The sequence below is a fragment of the Erwinia sp. AC075 genome (assembly GCF_979253995.1).
The window spans coordinates 4864379-4880661 of the sequence record NZ_CEEDEU010000001.1; the positions used below are offsets into that span (position 1 = coordinate 4864379).

Annotated in this window: 10 protein-coding genes and 1 pseudogene; 10 read left to right on the forward strand and 1 reads right to left on the reverse strand. The window is 58.3% G+C overall.

The window, feature by feature from the left end; genetic code table 11:
• Window positions 1–45 precede the first annotated feature (45 nt).
• The 5 genes from AC0IXH_RS22645 (at window position 46) to AC0IXH_RS22665 (ending at window position 4466) form a co-directional block, all read left to right on the forward strand.
• Window positions 46–1380 carry a PTS sugar transporter subunit IIC gene (locus AC0IXH_RS22645; protein ID WP_053143743.1) on the forward strand — a complete coding sequence of 445 codons (1335 nt, stop codon included), beginning with the start codon at window positions 46–48 and terminating at the stop codon, window positions 1378–1380.
• 9 nt (window positions 1381–1389) lie between these two features.
• Window positions 1390–2817 carry a glycoside hydrolase family 1 protein gene (locus AC0IXH_RS22650; RefSeq protein WP_346595730.1) on the forward strand — a complete coding sequence of 476 codons (1428 nt, stop codon included), beginning with the start codon at window positions 1390–1392 and terminating at the stop codon, window positions 2815–2817.
• Between the two features lie 9 nt (window positions 2818–2826).
• Window positions 2827–3144 (forward strand): PTS sugar transporter subunit IIB, encoded by a 318-nt coding sequence (locus AC0IXH_RS22655; protein WP_013203622.1) that lies wholly within the window; start codon window positions 2827–2829, stop codon window positions 3142–3144.
• An 87-nt stretch (window positions 3145–3231) separates the two neighbouring features.
• A complete protein-coding gene (locus AC0IXH_RS22660) occupies window positions 3232–4005 on the forward strand; it encodes an FCD domain-containing protein (protein ID WP_013203621.1) in 774 nt (257 codons plus the stop codon).
• Complete coding sequence (locus AC0IXH_RS22665) at window positions 4002–4466, forward strand: GNAT family N-acetyltransferase (RefSeq protein WP_471721052.1); 465 nt, start codon at window positions 4002–4004, stop codon at window positions 4464–4466. Before AC0IXH_RS22660 ends, AC0IXH_RS22665 begins: the two co-directional genes overlap by 4 nt.
• Here AC0IXH_RS22665 and galR read toward each other — a convergent pair.
• Window positions 4467–5467: pseudogene (galR, locus tag AC0IXH_RS22670) on the reverse strand (HTH-type transcriptional regulator GalR).
• Window positions 5468–5676: 209 nt separating this feature from the next.
• On the opposite strand from galR, the gene AC0IXH_RS22675 reads away from it, so the two are divergent.
• The 5 genes from AC0IXH_RS22675 to AC0IXH_RS22695 all read left to right on the forward strand — a co-directional run bounded on the left by AC0IXH_RS22675 (window position 5677) and on the right by AC0IXH_RS22695 (window position 16248).
• Complete coding sequence (locus tag AC0IXH_RS22675; protein WP_471721053.1) at window positions 5677–7956, forward strand: molybdopterin guanine dinucleotide-containing S/N-oxide reductase; 2280 nt, start codon at window positions 5677–5679, stop codon at window positions 7954–7956.
• Between the two features lie 328 nt (window positions 7957–8284).
• On the forward strand, window positions 8285–10006 hold the full coding sequence (locus AC0IXH_RS22680) for a penicillin-binding transpeptidase domain-containing protein (RefSeq protein WP_053143751.1): 1722 nt from the start codon (window positions 8285–8287) through the stop codon (window positions 10004–10006).
• A 570-nt stretch (window positions 10007–10576) separates the two neighbouring features.
• Window positions 10577–11707: an efflux RND transporter periplasmic adaptor subunit gene (locus tag AC0IXH_RS22685; protein WP_346567074.1), complete on the forward strand. Its 1131-nt coding sequence runs from the start codon at window positions 10577–10579 to the stop codon at window positions 11705–11707.
• Between the two features lie 9 nt (window positions 11708–11716).
• Window positions 11717–14836 (forward strand): efflux RND transporter permease subunit, encoded by a 3120-nt coding sequence (locus tag AC0IXH_RS22690; protein WP_471721054.1) that lies wholly within the window; start codon window positions 11717–11719, stop codon window positions 14834–14836.
• Window positions 14836–16248, forward strand: coding sequence for an efflux transporter outer membrane subunit (locus AC0IXH_RS22695; protein ID WP_471721055.1), 1413 nt, complete (start codon window positions 14836–14838; stop codon window positions 16246–16248). The genes AC0IXH_RS22690 and AC0IXH_RS22695 overlap by 1 nt, the downstream gene beginning before the upstream one ends.
• Window positions 16249–16283 lie beyond the last annotated feature (35 nt).

Consider the following 16283-nt stretch of genomic DNA (forward strand, 5'->3'; position numbering starts at 1 on the left):
AAAAATATCGGGACGCTTCACCACTTACTTCTGAGGGTATTACGCATGTCTCTACAGGATCGACTCATCGACTCTTTAGGCAGCTTCGCCACCAAATTCAACAGCTATCGCTACATCATGGCGATCAAGTCTTCGTTCATTACCCTGATGCCGGTCATCATCGTCGGCGCGTTCTCGGTGCTGATCTCCAATATGGTACTGGACGGGAAAAACGGCCTCGCCAGCATTCAGGCACTGGGCTTTCTCGCCGAGCTGAAACCGATTACCACCAGCATCAACTACGCCACCCTGAGCTTTCTCAATATCGGCGCGGTGTTCCTGATCGGTATTGAGCTGGGCAAAATCAACGGCATAAAAACGCTGTTTCCCGGCCTGCTGGCGATCATCTGTTTTATCGCCGTGACGCCAACCACGCTCACCATGCTGGTCGATGGGCAGATGCATCTGGTCACCGATGTGCTGGCGAAACAGTTCTCCGACACCAAAAGCCTGTTCCTCGGCATGTTTATCGCCATCCTCTCGGTGGAAATTTACTGCCGCCTGGAGAACGTCGAACGGCTGAAAATCAAAATGCCGGACACCGTGCCGCCTAACGTCGCCGCCTCGTTTTCGGCGCTGATCCCGGCCATCATCACCGTCTCGGCGATCGCCACCTTCGGCTTTATCTTCCATCGCTTCACCGGCATGTATCTCTACGATGCGGTGTACAAAGTGGTGCAGGAGCCGCTGGAGTCGGTGGTGCAGAGCCTGTGGGGCATTCTGCTGCTGATGTTTGTTGCTCAGCTGTTCTGGGTGATCGGCATTCACGGCAACCAGATGGTGAAACCGATCCGTGAGCCGCTGCTGCTGGGGGCGATTCTGGTCAACATGAACGCCTTTGAGCAGGGCAAAGAGGCGCCAAACATCATCACCATGCCGTTTTGGGATGTGTATATGAGCATCGGCGGTTCCGGGCTGACCATTGGCCTGCTCAGCGCGGTGATGCTGGCGACCAAACGCAAAGAGATGCGCGAAATTGCCAAGCTCTCCTTCGGTCCTGGCCTGTTCAATATCAATGAACCGGTGATTTTCGGCATGCCGATCATGCTGAATCCGATCCTCGCTATCCCGTTCATCATCACGCCGCTGATCACCGGTTCGATCGGCTACTTCGCCACGGTGATGGGCTTTGCCGGCAAAGCGGTGGTGATGGTGCCCTGGACCACGCCGCCCATCATCAATGCCTGGCTTTCCACCGCCGGATCGATGGGTGCGGTGGTGACACAAATCATCTGCATTCTGGTGTCCATTGTGATCTATGTGCCGTTTGTGAAAATTGCCGCGCGCCGTGCTGAAGCCGCTGAAGCGAAAGCCTTGCAACCTGAATTCGCGCAAAACTAAGGAGACGTAATGAGTAAGGTCACCATCAACATTCCTGACGATTTTATGCTGGGTGCGGCCGCATCAGCGTGGCAGACCGAAGGCTGGAGCGGGAAAAAAGACGGGCAGGACTCCTGGCTGGATGCCTGGTACAAGAACGACCGGCACGTCTGGCATAACGGCTATGGTCCGGCGGTCGCCACCGACTTTATCAACCGCTACAAGGAAGACGTGGCGCTGATGAAGGCGGCGGGACTGACCCACTACCGCACGTCGATTAACTGGTCGCGCTTCCTGACCGACTATGAAAACGGCGTGGTGGATGAGGAGTACGCCGGCTATTACGACGCGCTGATTGCCGAGATGCAGGCGCAGGGCATTGAGCTGATGCTGTGCCTGGAACATTACGAACTGCCGGCGGTATTACTGGAGCAGTACGGCGGCTGGGGCTCAAAAAGGGTCGTTGAGCTCTATCTGCTGTATGCGGAAAAAGTCTTTGAACGCTATGCCGGCAAGGTCACCCGCTGGTTTACCTTTAACGAGCCGATTGTGGTGCAAACCCGCGTCTATCTCGATGCGCTACGCTGGCCGTATGAGCAAAACACCTCGAAGTGGATGCAGTGGAATCACCACAAAAACCTGGCCACCGCCAAAGTGGTCAAGCTGTACCGCGAGAAGGGCTATCCCGGCACGGTGGGCACCATCCTTAATCCGGAAGTGACCTATCCGCGGTCGTCTGCGCCGCACGATGTGAAGGCCGCAGCCATGTACGATCTGTTCTACAACCGCGTTTTCCTCGACCCGGCGATCAAAGGCGAGTACCCGGCGGAGCTGGTGGCGCTGCTGGCGAAACATCAGGTCAGCTGGGATGTCAGCGCGGAAGAGCTGCAGCTGATTGCCGAGTATCGGGTGGATGAGGTGGGCATCAACCTCTATTACCCGCATCGGGTCAAAGCACCATCCCGTGCCTGGCATCCCGAGACGCCGTTCCATCCCGCTTACTATTACGAGCATTTTGAACTGCCGGGCCGGCGGATGAACAAATCCCGCGGCTGGGAAATTCAGCCGACCATCATCTACGACATGGCGATGCGCATCAAAAACGACTACGGCAACATTCCGTGGTTTGTCGCCGAAAGCGGAATGGGCATCGAAGATGAAGCGCAATTCAAAAACGCGGAAGGGCAGATCCAGGATGACTATCGCATCGCCTTTATCGCCGAGCATCTCTACCAGACGCTGCGGGCGCGTGAAGATGGCGCTAACTGCCAGGGCTATATGCTGTGGGCCTTTACCGACAACGTCTCGCCAATGAACGCCTTTAAGAACCGCTACGGGCTGGTGGAAATCGAGCTGGAGAACGACCGCCAGCGCCGCCTGAAAAAATCAGCGCACTGGTATCGCCAGCGCCGTGACAGCCGACAGCTCACCCTTTCCCTTGATGATGAAATGAAATAAGGAATGACCATGAAACGTATCGTATTAGCCTGCGCCGCAGGCATGTCCACCTCGATGGTGGTGACGCGGATGGAAAAAGAAGCGGTCGCGCGCGGTCTGGAATACCAGATTTATGCCATTCCTGAGCAGAATCTGCGCGACGAGCTGCAAAATTATGGCCCGGACGTGGTGGCCGTGCTGCTGGGGCCGCAGGTTCGCTTCAAGCTGGAAGAGAACCGCAAGCTGACCGACAGCTATCACATTCCTATCGCGGTGATTGATACCCTGGCTTATGGCACGCTTAATGGAGCAAAAGTACTCGATCAGGCGCTGGCTTTGGTAAACTAGGCAGATTACCTTGCCGACCGCAGCAGGAGAGTGCGCAATTATGGAAAGCACGGTCGGCAGGATGTTTAACGAGCTAAGGGTGAATACGTGGAAAAGGGCGCGGCGGGTCAAGAGAAGAAGCAGTATCAGGAAATCGGACAGCATCTGCGCCAGCAAATTCTCGACGGTCATTATCCCGTTGGTTCACGACTTCCGCCGGAACGAAACATTGCCGAAACCTGGGGCGTCAGCCGCACCATCGTGCGCGAGGCGTTGTTGATGCTTGAGCTGGAAGGGACGGTGGATATCCGTCAAAGCTCCGGCGTGTACGTGATGCGCATTCCTTCTGAGATCAGCAACGAAGAGGAAGCGTTCTTCCGCAGCGACGTCGGCCCGTTTGAAATGCTGCAGGCGCGGCAACTTCTGGAAAGCAATATCGCCGCCTTTGCCGCCAAAATGGCCACCAAAGCGGACATTGAGAACCTGAAGCGCATCCTTGAGCAGGAGCAGAAGGCGATTGCGGTCAACGATGCCAGCCAGGACAACGACAAGATGTTTCACCTGCTGTTGGCGGGCGCGACGCAAAATCAGATGCTGCTGGATACCGTTACCAGCATCTGGCGACATCATGAGAACAACCCGCTTTGGCAGCAGTTGCGCAGCCATATCGAAACCCGGAGCTACCGCCTGAAGTGGCTGGGCGATCACCAGACCATCCTTGCCGCGCTGCGCCGTCGCGATGTGATGGGCTCGTGGCAGGCGATGTGGCAGCACCTGGAAAACGTGAAGAAATCCCTGCTGGAACTGTCCGACGCGGATGCCCCTGATTTTGATGGCTATCTGTTTGAGTCGGTGCCGATTTTCCAGGGCAAGCTGGTATGAGCACGCTAAAAATTGTGCCGCTGGCGGAGGCGAAACAGCATATCGACACGGTCACCGACTGGTTATGGCAGGCCTTTGGCAGCGAAAACAGCCGGCCCTTCTTTGCCAGCATTCTGGCCAGCAGCCTGAGCGGCGCGGACCTGCCGATCACCTGGGTAGCGACAGACGGCGACCGGGTAGTGGGAACCGTAGGATTGTGGCGCTGTGACCTGATCAGCCGTCAGGATCTGTCTCCGTGGCTGGCCGCGTTATACGTGGACGAAAGCTATCGCGGGCGCGGATTGAGCGAGCAGTTGCAGCTTAAGGTAATGGCGGAAAGCCGCCTGCGCGGCGACGACCAGCTGTATCTGTATGCGGCTTTTGCGGATTATTACGAGCGCTTTGGCTGGCAGTATATCGGCGATGCGCTGGATTATCCGGACCGGTCTGTCCGGCTTTACCAGCGATCGCTTGCCGGTTAATCAGTCCGGCGTGCCTACCGAATGACGGCGAACCAGCGTCGGGCTGAACAAATTGGTCACTTCTGGCAGCGGCTGATTATTGGCTAACGCCAGCGCCAGCGCGGCGGCCTGTTGCGCCATGGTGACAATCGGATAACGCACCGTGGTCAGGCGCGGACGAACGTAGCGCGACACCAGCACGTCATCAAAACCAATCAACGACATCTCTTCCGGCACCCGCACGCCATTATCACTTAACACCGCCAGCGCGCCGGCGGCCATCGAATCGTTATAGCAGGCGACGGCGGTAAACTGCTTGCCGCGGCCCAGCAGCTCAGTCATCGCCTGTTCACCGCCGACTTCATCCGGCTCGCCCAGCGCCACCAGACGGTCGTTGCACGGCAGATTATGTTCCTTCAGCGCATCGTAATACCCCTGCAGGCGATCTTCGGTATCGGAAATCGGGTGCGTCGAACAGATGTAGGCAATGTTCTGATGGCCTTGCTGGATCAGATGGCGGGTGGCCAGCCAGGATCCGTAGCGATCGTCCAGGGCAATACAGCGCTGCTCGTAGCCGGGCAGGGCGCGGTTAATCAGCACCATGCCAGGGATCTGTTTCATCAGCGGGATCAGGTCGGCGTCGGGAATTTTTTTCGCGTGGACCACCAGCGCGCCGCAGCGGTGGCGGATCAATTGCTCGATGGCCTGACGCTCTTTTTGCTCATTATGGTAACCGTTACCAATCAGTAAAAAGTTGCCGGTCTCGTAAGCCACCTGCTCAACGGCTTTCACCAGCGCACCAAAAAACGGGTCGGAAACATCGCCCACCACCAGCCCCATGGTTTCGGTAGACTGCTGCGCCAGGGCGCGTGCGTTGGCGTTCGGGTGGTATTGCAGCTCATCCATTGCGCTGGTAACGGCCAGGCGTGACGCCTCACTCGCCTTCGGTGAGTTGTTAATAACGCGGGAAACCGTTTAACGGAAACGCCCGCGAGCCTGGCAACATCCTTTATCGTAGCCATCGGTAAGAGCCTTCCAGGGTAAGCGTTTACATAGCTGTTCAGTGTTGCGGAAAATCCCTGTTACTTCAAGCACACAGAATGCCAGCGGTGTCGCAAAGCTGGATATTTCAGTCCATTCTGGCGATGAGATTGGCGTGTTTATATTCAGCTTTCCAAAAAAAGGCTATTCTGGCCTTCCAAAAAGAATTGTTTGCCTGCCGGATCGCCATATGACCATTAAAAGAGTGCCGCACCTCGCCCACTGGGGCGCCTTCACCGCCGTTGTCGAAGACGGGAAACTGCTGCGTTGTGAGCCGTTTTTCGCCGATCAAGATCCGTCGCCGATGCTCAACAGCATCCCGGAACTGGTCTATTCGGATAAGCGGATCAGGAAGCCGATGGTGCGCCGCTCGTGGTTAGCCCTGCGCGAAAAAAGTGACCGCACGCTGCGCGGTCGTGAGGACTTTGTTGAGGTGGACTGGGAGACCGCGCTGGATCTGGTGGCGGAAGAGAACCGCCGGGTGCGCGATCGCTACGGCCCCTCGGCGATCTTCAACGGCTCCTACGGCTGGTCGTCGGCGGGCCGCGTAAACCATGCCCGCACGCTGATCCGCCGCTTCTACTTTACCGGTGGCGGCGGCATCGATCAGCTGGGTAACTACAGCTGGGGCGCGGCACAGTTCTTCCTGCCGTATGTGATTGGCACCTATATGCCGCTGACCGGCCGGGTCACCGACTGGCCAAACGTGGTGGAACACTGCGAAATCTTCGTTGCCTTTGGCGGGCTGGCACTGAAAAACAGCCAGGTTGCCTCGGGCGGTGCCGGCCAGCACAGCCTGAAGCCGGCGCTGCTGGAGCTGGCGGCCAAAGGCACCACGGTAATCAATATCAGCCCGATGCGTGATGACTGCCCGGAGTTTGTCAACGCCGAGTGGATCCCGATCCGGCCGAACACCGACGTCGCGCTGATGCTGGCGTTAGGCTTTGAAGTGGAACGGCTGAACGCGGTGGATACCGCCTTCCTCAGCTCCCATTGCGTGGGCTATCCGCAGCTGCGCAGCTATCTGCTGGGCGAAACCGACGGCACGCCAAAAACGCCGCAGTGGGCCAGCGACATCACCGGCATTCCGGCGCAGCGCATTGAGCAACTGGCGAAGCAGCTGATCGGCAAACGCAGCTTTATCACCTGTTCCTATTCCGTTCAGCGCGCGCACCGTGGCGAACAGCCTTACTGGATGATGATTGCGCTGTCGTCGATGCTCGGCCAACCGGGACTGCCGGGCGCGGGCTTCTCCTTCGGCCATGGCTCGATGAACAGCGTGGGTAACCCGCGCGTGGAGGGGCCGGCACCGATGATGTCGACCGGCGTCAATCCGATTGCCGATCTGGCGATCCCGGTGGCGCGCATCAGCGATATGCTGCTGAATCCCGGCGAGCCGTACCACTTCCAGGGACAGATGCACACCTATCCGGACATTCGTCTGATCCACTGGGCAGGCGGCAATCCGTTCCACCATCATCAGCAGATTAACCGGCTGGTGGAAGGCTGGCAGCGGCCGGATACGGTGATCGTGCAGGACATTGTCTGGACGCCTGCAGCGAAGATGGCCGACATCGTCTTGCCGGTGACCACCACCCTGGAACGTAACGATATTGGCGGCTCGTCCCGTGACCGCTTCGTGCTGGCAATGCATCAGGCGATTAAGCCACAGCATCAGGCGCGTAACGACTTCGATATTTTCGCTGACCTGGCGGATCGCCTCGGCTACCGTGAAACCTTCACCGAAAACCGCAATGAAGCGCAGTGGATCGAACATCTGTATCAGCAGTGCGCAGGGGCTCACCAGCGTAAGGGCATTGACTGGCCGGATTTCGACACCTTCTGGAAAGAAGGGCATGTGGAAGTGCCGCAGGGCGGCAAGCCGTTCGTGTTTATGGAGGATTTTCGCCAGGATCCGCTTGCCCATCCGATCAAAACCGCCAGTGGCAAAATTGAGCTGTTCAGCGAAACCATCGCCGGCTATCAGCTGCCCGACTTTGCGCCGCATCCGGAATGGCAGCCGCCACGAGAGTGGTTGGGGGCCGAGGTCAGCCAGCGCTTCCCGCTGCATATGATCTCGATTCAGCCGAGCGACCGTCTGCACAGCCAGATGGACGCCACGCCGTCGGTGCAGGCCAATAAAACCGCCGGGCATGAAACGCTGTGGATGCACCCGGACGATGCTGCCGCGCGCGGCATTGCCGATGGCGATGTGATTGACGTCAGTAACGATCGCGGGCGGATGCTGGCGGGCGTCAGGCTGTCGGATGGCATCAGCCCAAGCGTGGTACTGATTGCCACCGGTGCCTGGTTCGACCCTGGGTTTGGTAAAGCCTGGCAACCGTACGATCGCGCCGGCAACCCGAACGTGCTGACGCTGGATATCGGCACCTCGTCATTAACCCAGGGGCCGAACGCCATGAGCTGCCTGGTGGAGATCAAAAAGGCGAAAGATTGCAAAACTGCCTAAGAATCACATAGCTGGTTACAGTTTGCGGAGAACTGTTGCGAATGCTGGCTGGCGAGTGACGCGGCCAGATTGCTACAGTCTAGGTCCCAGAGGTATTGATGGGTGAACATCAAAAAGTTTTTATGCTTTGTTTCACCGACCTGCGCAGATGCGCAGGTTTTTTTTGCCTGTAAAACAGGGTTGGCTGGATAACCTGTTGAAAATGCGCATAATGCTCTGAAGCCCGCAACAGTTCACTCACGATCTGAAACACAGTTTCCCTGTCATCTCCCCGGCATTTTTTGTATAACTCCCAGTCAGTTATCCTGTCCTCATCAGTAGAAGATCCATGTCGCGCTTAAAGAAGATACTGGCAAAAGACCAGGCAAAATCACCGTTTCATCCTGTCCGTTTCCGTCTGATCTGCCTCGGGGTGTTCGGCTGTCTGGTTTTGCTGCTGATATGGGTCGGCAATTTACAGCTGTTAAACCATCCGATGCTGGAAAAGCAGGCGGATGAGCGTTCGCTGCGTACCGTCACGCTGCCCACCAACCGGGGAACGCTGCTGGACCGCAATGGCGAGGCGCTGGCGCTGAGCGTGCCGTCGCGCGATATCATTGCCGATCCGCAACGCGTGCTGGAAGCCCATCCGGATTTCACCAGCGACAAGTGGGAGTATCTGGCCCACGCGCTGGATCAACGCCCTGAGCAGATTGCCGCGCAAATCAACGCCAACCCGAAACGCCGCTTCCTGTATCTGGGACGCAAAATCGAGCTGGGCATCGCCAAAGATATTGCCACGCTGCACCTCGCCGGGATCAGTACCGTTTATGACGACAGCCGCTTCTATCCGATGAGCGATGCCACCGGGCCGCTGCTCGGCATTGTCGGCGCGGATAACACCGGGCTGACCGGGTTAGAAAAGGGCTTTGATAAGGTGTTGCAGGGCACTGCCGGGGTGGAAAAATACCGCCAGGATGCGCACGGTAATATCGTGGCGATGATCAATTATGAACCGCCGCGTCAGCCGCCAACCGTGCAGCTCAGCATCGATAAATTCGATCAGTACACCATGTACACCAAACTGCGTGACGGCGTGTTGCTGAACAAGGCCGATTCCGGTGCCGCGGTGCTGATCAAAATCGATACCGGCGAAATCCTCGGCATGGCGTCTTACCCGTCATTTAACCCGAATAACTTCGTCAACGTTTCCGCCAACCAGATGCGCAATACCGCCATTAACGACAGCTACGAGCCGGGTTCCACGGTGAAGCCGCTGGTGGTGATGGAAGGGCTGATCCGCAAACTGGTTCGCCCGGATTCGGTGCTGGATACCACGCCATACCGGGTTAACGGTCATCTGATCCGCGACGTTGGCCACTGGCCGCGCCTGACCATGACCGGCATCCTGCAGAAATCGAGCGATATCGGCGTGTCGCATATTGCGCTGGCGATGCCTGCCGAAGTGCTGGTCAACACCTTCAGCTCGTTCGGGCTGGGGAAACCGACCGGCCTCGGGCTGACCGGTGAGAGCGTCGGCTACTTCCCGCTGCACCGTGAGCGCTGGGCGGATATCGAACGTGCCACCTTCTCGTTTGGCTATGGCCTGCGCGTCACGCCGCTGCAGATTGCCCGTGAATACGCCACGCTCGGTTCCTTCGGCATTTATCGCCCGCTGTCGATCACCAAGGTGACGCCGCCGGTGATCGGCAACCGCGTGGCGGATGAAGAGACCGTGCGTTCGGTGGTGCATATGATGGAGAGCGATGCGCTGCCGGGCGGAAGCGGGGTGCGTGCGGCGGTGCCGGGCTATCGTCTGGCGATTAAAACCGGTACGGCAGAGAAGATGGGCGACAGCGGAAAATATGACGGCGGCTATATCAACTACACCGCCGGCGTCGCGCCCGCCAGTAATCCGCAGGTGGCGCTGGTGATTATGATTAACCACCCAACCGCAGGCGATCACTTCGGTGGCTCGGTTGCCGCGCCGGTGTTCGGTAACATCATTGGCCCGGTCCTGAAGCATATGAACGTGGCGCCGGACGCGTTGTACTCCGCCCACAGCGATTAATCCTCTCAGGCGATGCAGGGCAGCACTCTGCTCTGCATCGCACACTCACCGGTTAACAGCCTTCACATCCTCATCACTCTCAACACCTTCATCCCCCTCAACACCCTCAACACCTTCATAACCCTCAACAGTTGTAGCAGCCTCAATACCCTGAAATTCTCTCTCATGTCCCCCAGGCTTAACCTCACAGCGCGTAAAAATCGGGCGATTTGCCGAACTTGCTCACATCTCTTAACTGACTCTTTGCACTCCCTAAACAGCCATCTCAATGCTCGCACGGTAAGGTAAGCCATCACGATCCGACACCGCATTCCGTCGGCGCGTGCCAGCCCCTCTCACTGTTGGTAGCGCTGAAAGGGGCGCATTCAGCAGCAAAAAAAGCACAAAAGGAATCGTTTGCGCGCCCGTCAGCACGGGATTAAGCACGGAAAGCTTATTGGAAGCGTTTTGATAAATAACTTAGCGGAAACTTAACACTTCTCACCGGGTGACCTCCCTATAATTGCCCTCTTTTGTGAGAATAATCACTCTCATTATTATTTCCATTTCCTTTCACCTTGAGAATTCACCATGCGCTTAAAGATCCTCTCAGCCAGCCTGATTTTCGTGCTGGCGGCCTGCGACCAGAATGCCTCGCCCGGTGCTGCCAGCAATACGCCGACGCCGGTTGGCGTCACCACGCTGAAAAGCGAGCCGGTGACGCTGTTCACCCAGCTGCCGGGACGGACCACTGCCGTGCGGACGGCCGAAGTGCGTCCGCAAGTCAGCGGTATCATCCTTAAACGTCTGTATACCGAAGGCGCGGAAGTGAAAGCCGGGCAGCCGCTGTATCAGATCGATCCGGCCACTTATCAGGCGGCGTATGACAAAGCGCAGGCGACCTTAACCAATGCCAGCAAGCTGGCGCAGCGCTATAAACCGCTGGCGGCGGCGCATGCCATCAGCGGCCAGAGCTATGACGATGCGGTCGCTGCCGCGCGTGAAGCGCAGGCAGATCTGGAAACGGCGCGGGTGAATCTCAATTACACCGAGGTACGCGCGCCGATTAGCGGGCATATCGGCCGCTCGCTGTCGACGGAAGGCGCACTGGTGACCAACGGCCAAACCAGTTACCTGACCACCATTCAGCAACTGGACCCGATCTATGTCGATGTCAGCGAATCCTCGCAGGATCTGCTGCGTCAGCGCCGGGCGCTGGCCGACGGCAAGCTAAAGCAGGTTGGCGAGAATGCGGCAGCGGTGAAGCTGACTCTGGAAGACGGCTCGACCTATGCCGGGCAGGGCAAGCTGGAGTTCTCGGAAGTGACGGTGGATGAGGGAACCGGCAGCGTGACCATGCGCGCGTCATTCCCGAACCCGAAAAGGGTGCTGCTGCCGGGCATGTATGTCCACGCCAGCTTCCCGCAGGGCGTGGCCGATAGCGGCATCCTGGCACCGCAGCCGGCGATCATGCATGACACCAAGGGCAATCCTTACGTCTTTGTGGTCAACGCGGATAACACCGTGGCGCAGCAAACCATTACCACCGGCGAGATGATCAACGGCAAATGGCTGGTGACGTCCGGGCTGAAAGCGGGCGACCGGGTGATCGTCGATGGCTTACAGAACGTCCGCTCCGGCGCGAAGGTCAATGCCAGCGAAAGTCAGGACAAAGCCGCGCCTCAGGCCAATCTGTCCATCACCGATCCTTCAGCGCAGTAAGGAAATCTGATGTCTAAATTCTTCATTGAACGCCCCATCTTTGCCTGGGTGGTGGCGATCATTGTGATGCTGGTCGGTGGATTATCCATCCTCAAGCTGCCGATTAACCAGTATCCCAATATTGCGCCACCGGCGATCTCGGTGCAGGTCACCTATCCTGGCGCCAGCGCCGAAACCGCGCAGAACACCGTGGTGCAGGTTATCGAACAGCAGCTGAGCGGCATCGATAACATGCGCTATATCGAGTCGCAGAGTAACAGCGACGGCAGCGCCACCATCATCGTCACCTTCGATCAGGGCACCGATCCGGATATCGCCCAGGTACAGGTGCAGAACAAGGTGTCGCTGGCGGAATCTCAGTTGCCGACCGAAGTGACCCAGCAAGGGATCAACGTACGTAAGTACCAGGCCAACTTTATGTTGGTGGTCAGCCTGATCTCGACCAACGGCAAGATGAGCAACGGTGACCTGGCCGACCTGCTGGTGTCAAAGCTGGAAGATCCGATCTCCCGTACCAAAGGCGTGGGTGACTTTATGGTGATGGGCTCGGAATACGGCATGCGTATCTGGGTCGACCCGGCCAAACTGTATAAATATCAGCTGATCCCCAGCGATGTTTCTACCGCCATCACCCAGCAGAACGTGCAGATCTCCAGCGGTAAGCTGGCGGGCCTGCCGACCATTCCGGGGGCGAAATTCAGCGCCACCATCATCGGTAAAACCCGTCTGCAGTCGGTGAAAGAGTTCGAAAACATCCTGCTGAAGGTCAATCCGGACGGCTCTCAGGTGCGCCTGCGTGACGTGGCGAAAGTCGATTTGGGGCCACAGGATTACAGCATTTCCGCGACCTATAACGGCAAACCGTCTGCGGGTATGGCGCTGCGTCTGGCCAGTGGTGCCAACGTGCTGGATGCGATTAACGCGGTGCGCGCCACCGTTGACGGCATCAAAGGTTCGCTGCCGGACGGCGTGCAGGTGACCTTCCCGTACGACACCTCGCCGGTGGTCAGCTCGTCGATTGAAGAAGTGGTAAAAACGCTGTTCGAAGCCATCGCGCTGGTGTTTGTGGTGATGCTGGTGTTCCTGCAAAACCTGCGCGCCACGCTGATCACCACCATGGTGGTGCCGGTGGTGCTGCTCGGGACCTTCGGCATCCTGTCGGCCTGTGGCTACACCATCAACACCCTGACGATGTTCGGCATGGTGCTGGCCATCGGGCTACTGGTGGACGATGCGATCGTGGTGGTGGAAAACGTCGAGCGCGTGATGCACGACGAAGGGCTGGATCCCAAAGCCGCCACGCTGAAATCAATGGAGCAGATCCAGGGCGCGCTGTTTGGTATCGCGCTGGTGCTGTCGGCCGTGCTGCTGCCGATGGCCTTCTTTAGCGGATCGACCGGGGTTATTTACCGCCAGTTCTCGATCACCATCGTCTCGGCGATGGCCCTGTCGGTGCTGATGGCGCTGATCTTCACCCCGGCCTTGTGCGCCACCATCCTGAAACCAGGATCGGCAGATCACAAAACCACAGGGCTGGCGGGCTGGTTTAACCGCAAGTTTGACAGCGGCACGCTGCATTACAGCAACAGCGTCGGCCATGTGATCGCCAAGCGTAACCTGTTCCTGGTGATCTATCTGCTGCTGGTGGTGGCCACCGGCTATCTGTTCACCCGCGTGCCGACCTCCTTCCTGCCGGATGAAGATCAGGGCGTGATGATGATGCAGACCACGCTGCCCGCCAACGCCTCCAGCGAACGGACGCAGCAGGTGCTGGATGATATTCAGTCCTGGCTGCTGAAGAACGAGCCGGAAGTCAGCTCGGTGTTCTCGCCGAACGGCTTCAGCTTCTCCGGGCGCGGGGAAAACACCGCGATGTCCTTTGTGCTGCTGAAGCCCTGGGCGCAGCGTAACAGCGAACAGACCGTGCAGAAGCTGGCGCAGCGCACCATGGCGCACTTCGGCTCGCTGCAGGATGCCAAAGTTTTTGCCCTGGTGCCGCCTGCGGTCATGGAACTGGGCAACGCCACCGGCTTTGACTTCTTCCTGCAGGATACCGACAACAAAGGCCACGAAGCGCTGATGGCCGCCCGTAATCAGTTCCTCGGCATGGCCGCGCAGGACAAGCGCCTGATGGCGACCCGTCCGAACGGCATGGAAGATGAGCCGCAATACCATCTGATCATTGATGACGAGCGGGCGAGGGCGCTGGGCCTGAGTCTGGAAGACATCAACGACACGCTCTCCACCGCGTGGGGTTCAACCTACGTGAACCAGTTTATCTACCACGGCCGCGTGAAGAAGGTCTATCTGCAGGGCAACGCCGGTTCACGCGTGACGCCTGAAGATTTGAACAAGTGGTACTTCCGCAATACCAGCGGCGAAATGGTGCCGTTCTCGGCCTTTGGCAGCGGCAAGTGGGAATACGGTTCGCCACGTTACGAGCGCTTTAACGGCATCTCGGCGGTCGAAATCATGGGCTCACCGGCTGCGGGCTACAGCTCGGGCGATGCCACCAAAGCCGTGGAAGAGATTGCCGCCAAACTGCCGGCGGGCTTCAAGGTGCAGTGGCATGGCCTGTCGTATGAAGAGCAGAGTTCCGGCTCGCAGACGCCCGCGCTGTATACCCTCTCAATCCTGGTGGTGTTCCTCTGCCTGGCGGCGCTGTACGAGAGCTGGTCGATTCCATTCTCGGTGATCCTGGTGGTGCCACTGGGCGTGCTCGGCACCATTCTGGCGGTGCTGATGCGCGGGCTGGAAAACGACGTGTTCTTCCAGGTGGGGCTGTTGACCACCGTTGGGCTGGCGGCGAAAAACGCCATTCTGATTGTCGAGTTTGCCAAAGAGCTGCACGAGAAAGAGGGCAAAGGGCTGGTGGAAGCGGCGATGGAAGCGGCCAAACTGCGTATCCGTCCAATCATCATGACCTCGATGGCCTTTGTGCTTGGCGTACTGCCCCTGACTATCTCCAGCGGCGCGGGCGCAGGGAGCCAGCACTCGATCGGTACCGCTGTGGTCGGCGGGATGATCACTGCCACCTTCCTCGCCATCTTCTTCGTGCCGATGTTTTACGTCGTGGTGGCGCAACGCTTCTCAGGTAAGAAAAAAACGCATATTGAGGTGAAGAAATAATGCTACGCAAGACGTTAACCCTGGCCGCGCTGCCGATGGCGATGATGCTGGTGCTCAGCGGCTGTACTATGGAGCCGACGTACCAGCGCCCGGCGCTGCCGGTGGCGGCAGATTATGGCCAGCAGGGCAAGGATCGGGCCGGAAACGGCGCGGATATCAGCTGGCAGAACTTCTTCACCGATCCGGTGATGAACAAGCTGATTGCGCTGTCGCTGGAAAATAACCGCGACCTGCGCGTTGCCGCGCTGAATGTCGACGTGGCCCGTTCGCAGGTGCAGATTGACCGGGCCGCATTGCTGCCCTCGGTGGATCTGAGCGCGTCGCAGACCGCCGCGCATCTTCCGGGTAATCTGTATAACACCGCCTCAACCGGCCCGGTGACCTACCATGAGTTGAATACCAGCCTGGGAGTTACCGCCTGGGAGCTGGATTTCTTTGGCCGCCTGCGCAGCCTGCGTGACCAGGCGCTGGAAAGCTACCTGGCCACCGCTGCCACCCAGCGCGCCACGCAGATCAGCCTGATCTCCGAAGTGGCGTCCGGCTATCTGTCGCTGTGTGCGGATAACGAGCTGCTGAAGCTGGCGATGGACACGGTGAAAAGCCAGCAGGATTCGTACAACCTGACCAAACGCAGCGTGGATGGCGGCGTCAGTAGCGAGCAGGATCTGGTGCAGGCGGAAACCTCGGTGCGCACCGCTCAGGCGGACGTTGCGTCTTATACCCGTCAGGTGCATCAGGACGTCAACGCGCTGGCGCTGCTGGTCGGCACCAATCTGCCGTCCGACATGCTGGCCAATGCCCGCCTGAACAAAAACTGGCACTTCCCGGCGACGCCATCCGGTCTGCCTTCGGATCTGTTGACCCGTCGTCCGGATATCATCGCGGCGGAGCATGAGCTGAAAGCGGCGAATGCCAATATCGGCGCGGCGCGTGCGGCGTTCTTCCCAAGCATCAGCCTGACGGCCTCCGGCGGATCAACCTCCAGCAGTCTGGGACATCTGCTGGAAGGCGGCACGGCTGCCTGGTCCTTTGGGCCGAGCATCAACCTGCCGATCTTCGACGGCGGCGTGAATTCGGCCAACCTCGATATCGCGCATTTACAGAAGCGAATTGAAATTGCCGACTACGAGAAATCGATCCAGACGGCATTCAAGGAAGTGGGCGATGCGCTGGCCGGACAGGACACCTACAAAGATGAACTGACGGCCAGAGAGCAGGATGAGCAGGCGAATCAACGGAACTATGATTTCGCCCATATCCGCTATCAGCAGGGGGTGGATAACTACCTCAACGTGCTGGTGGCGCAGCGTTCACTGTATGCGGCGCAGCAATCGCTGATAACCACTCAGTTAGGACGGTTGAACCAGCAAATAACACTGTATAAAGCGCTCGGCGGTGGTTGGAAATCATGATTCCCTTGATTTCCTTACGAAATCCTTACGCTCTG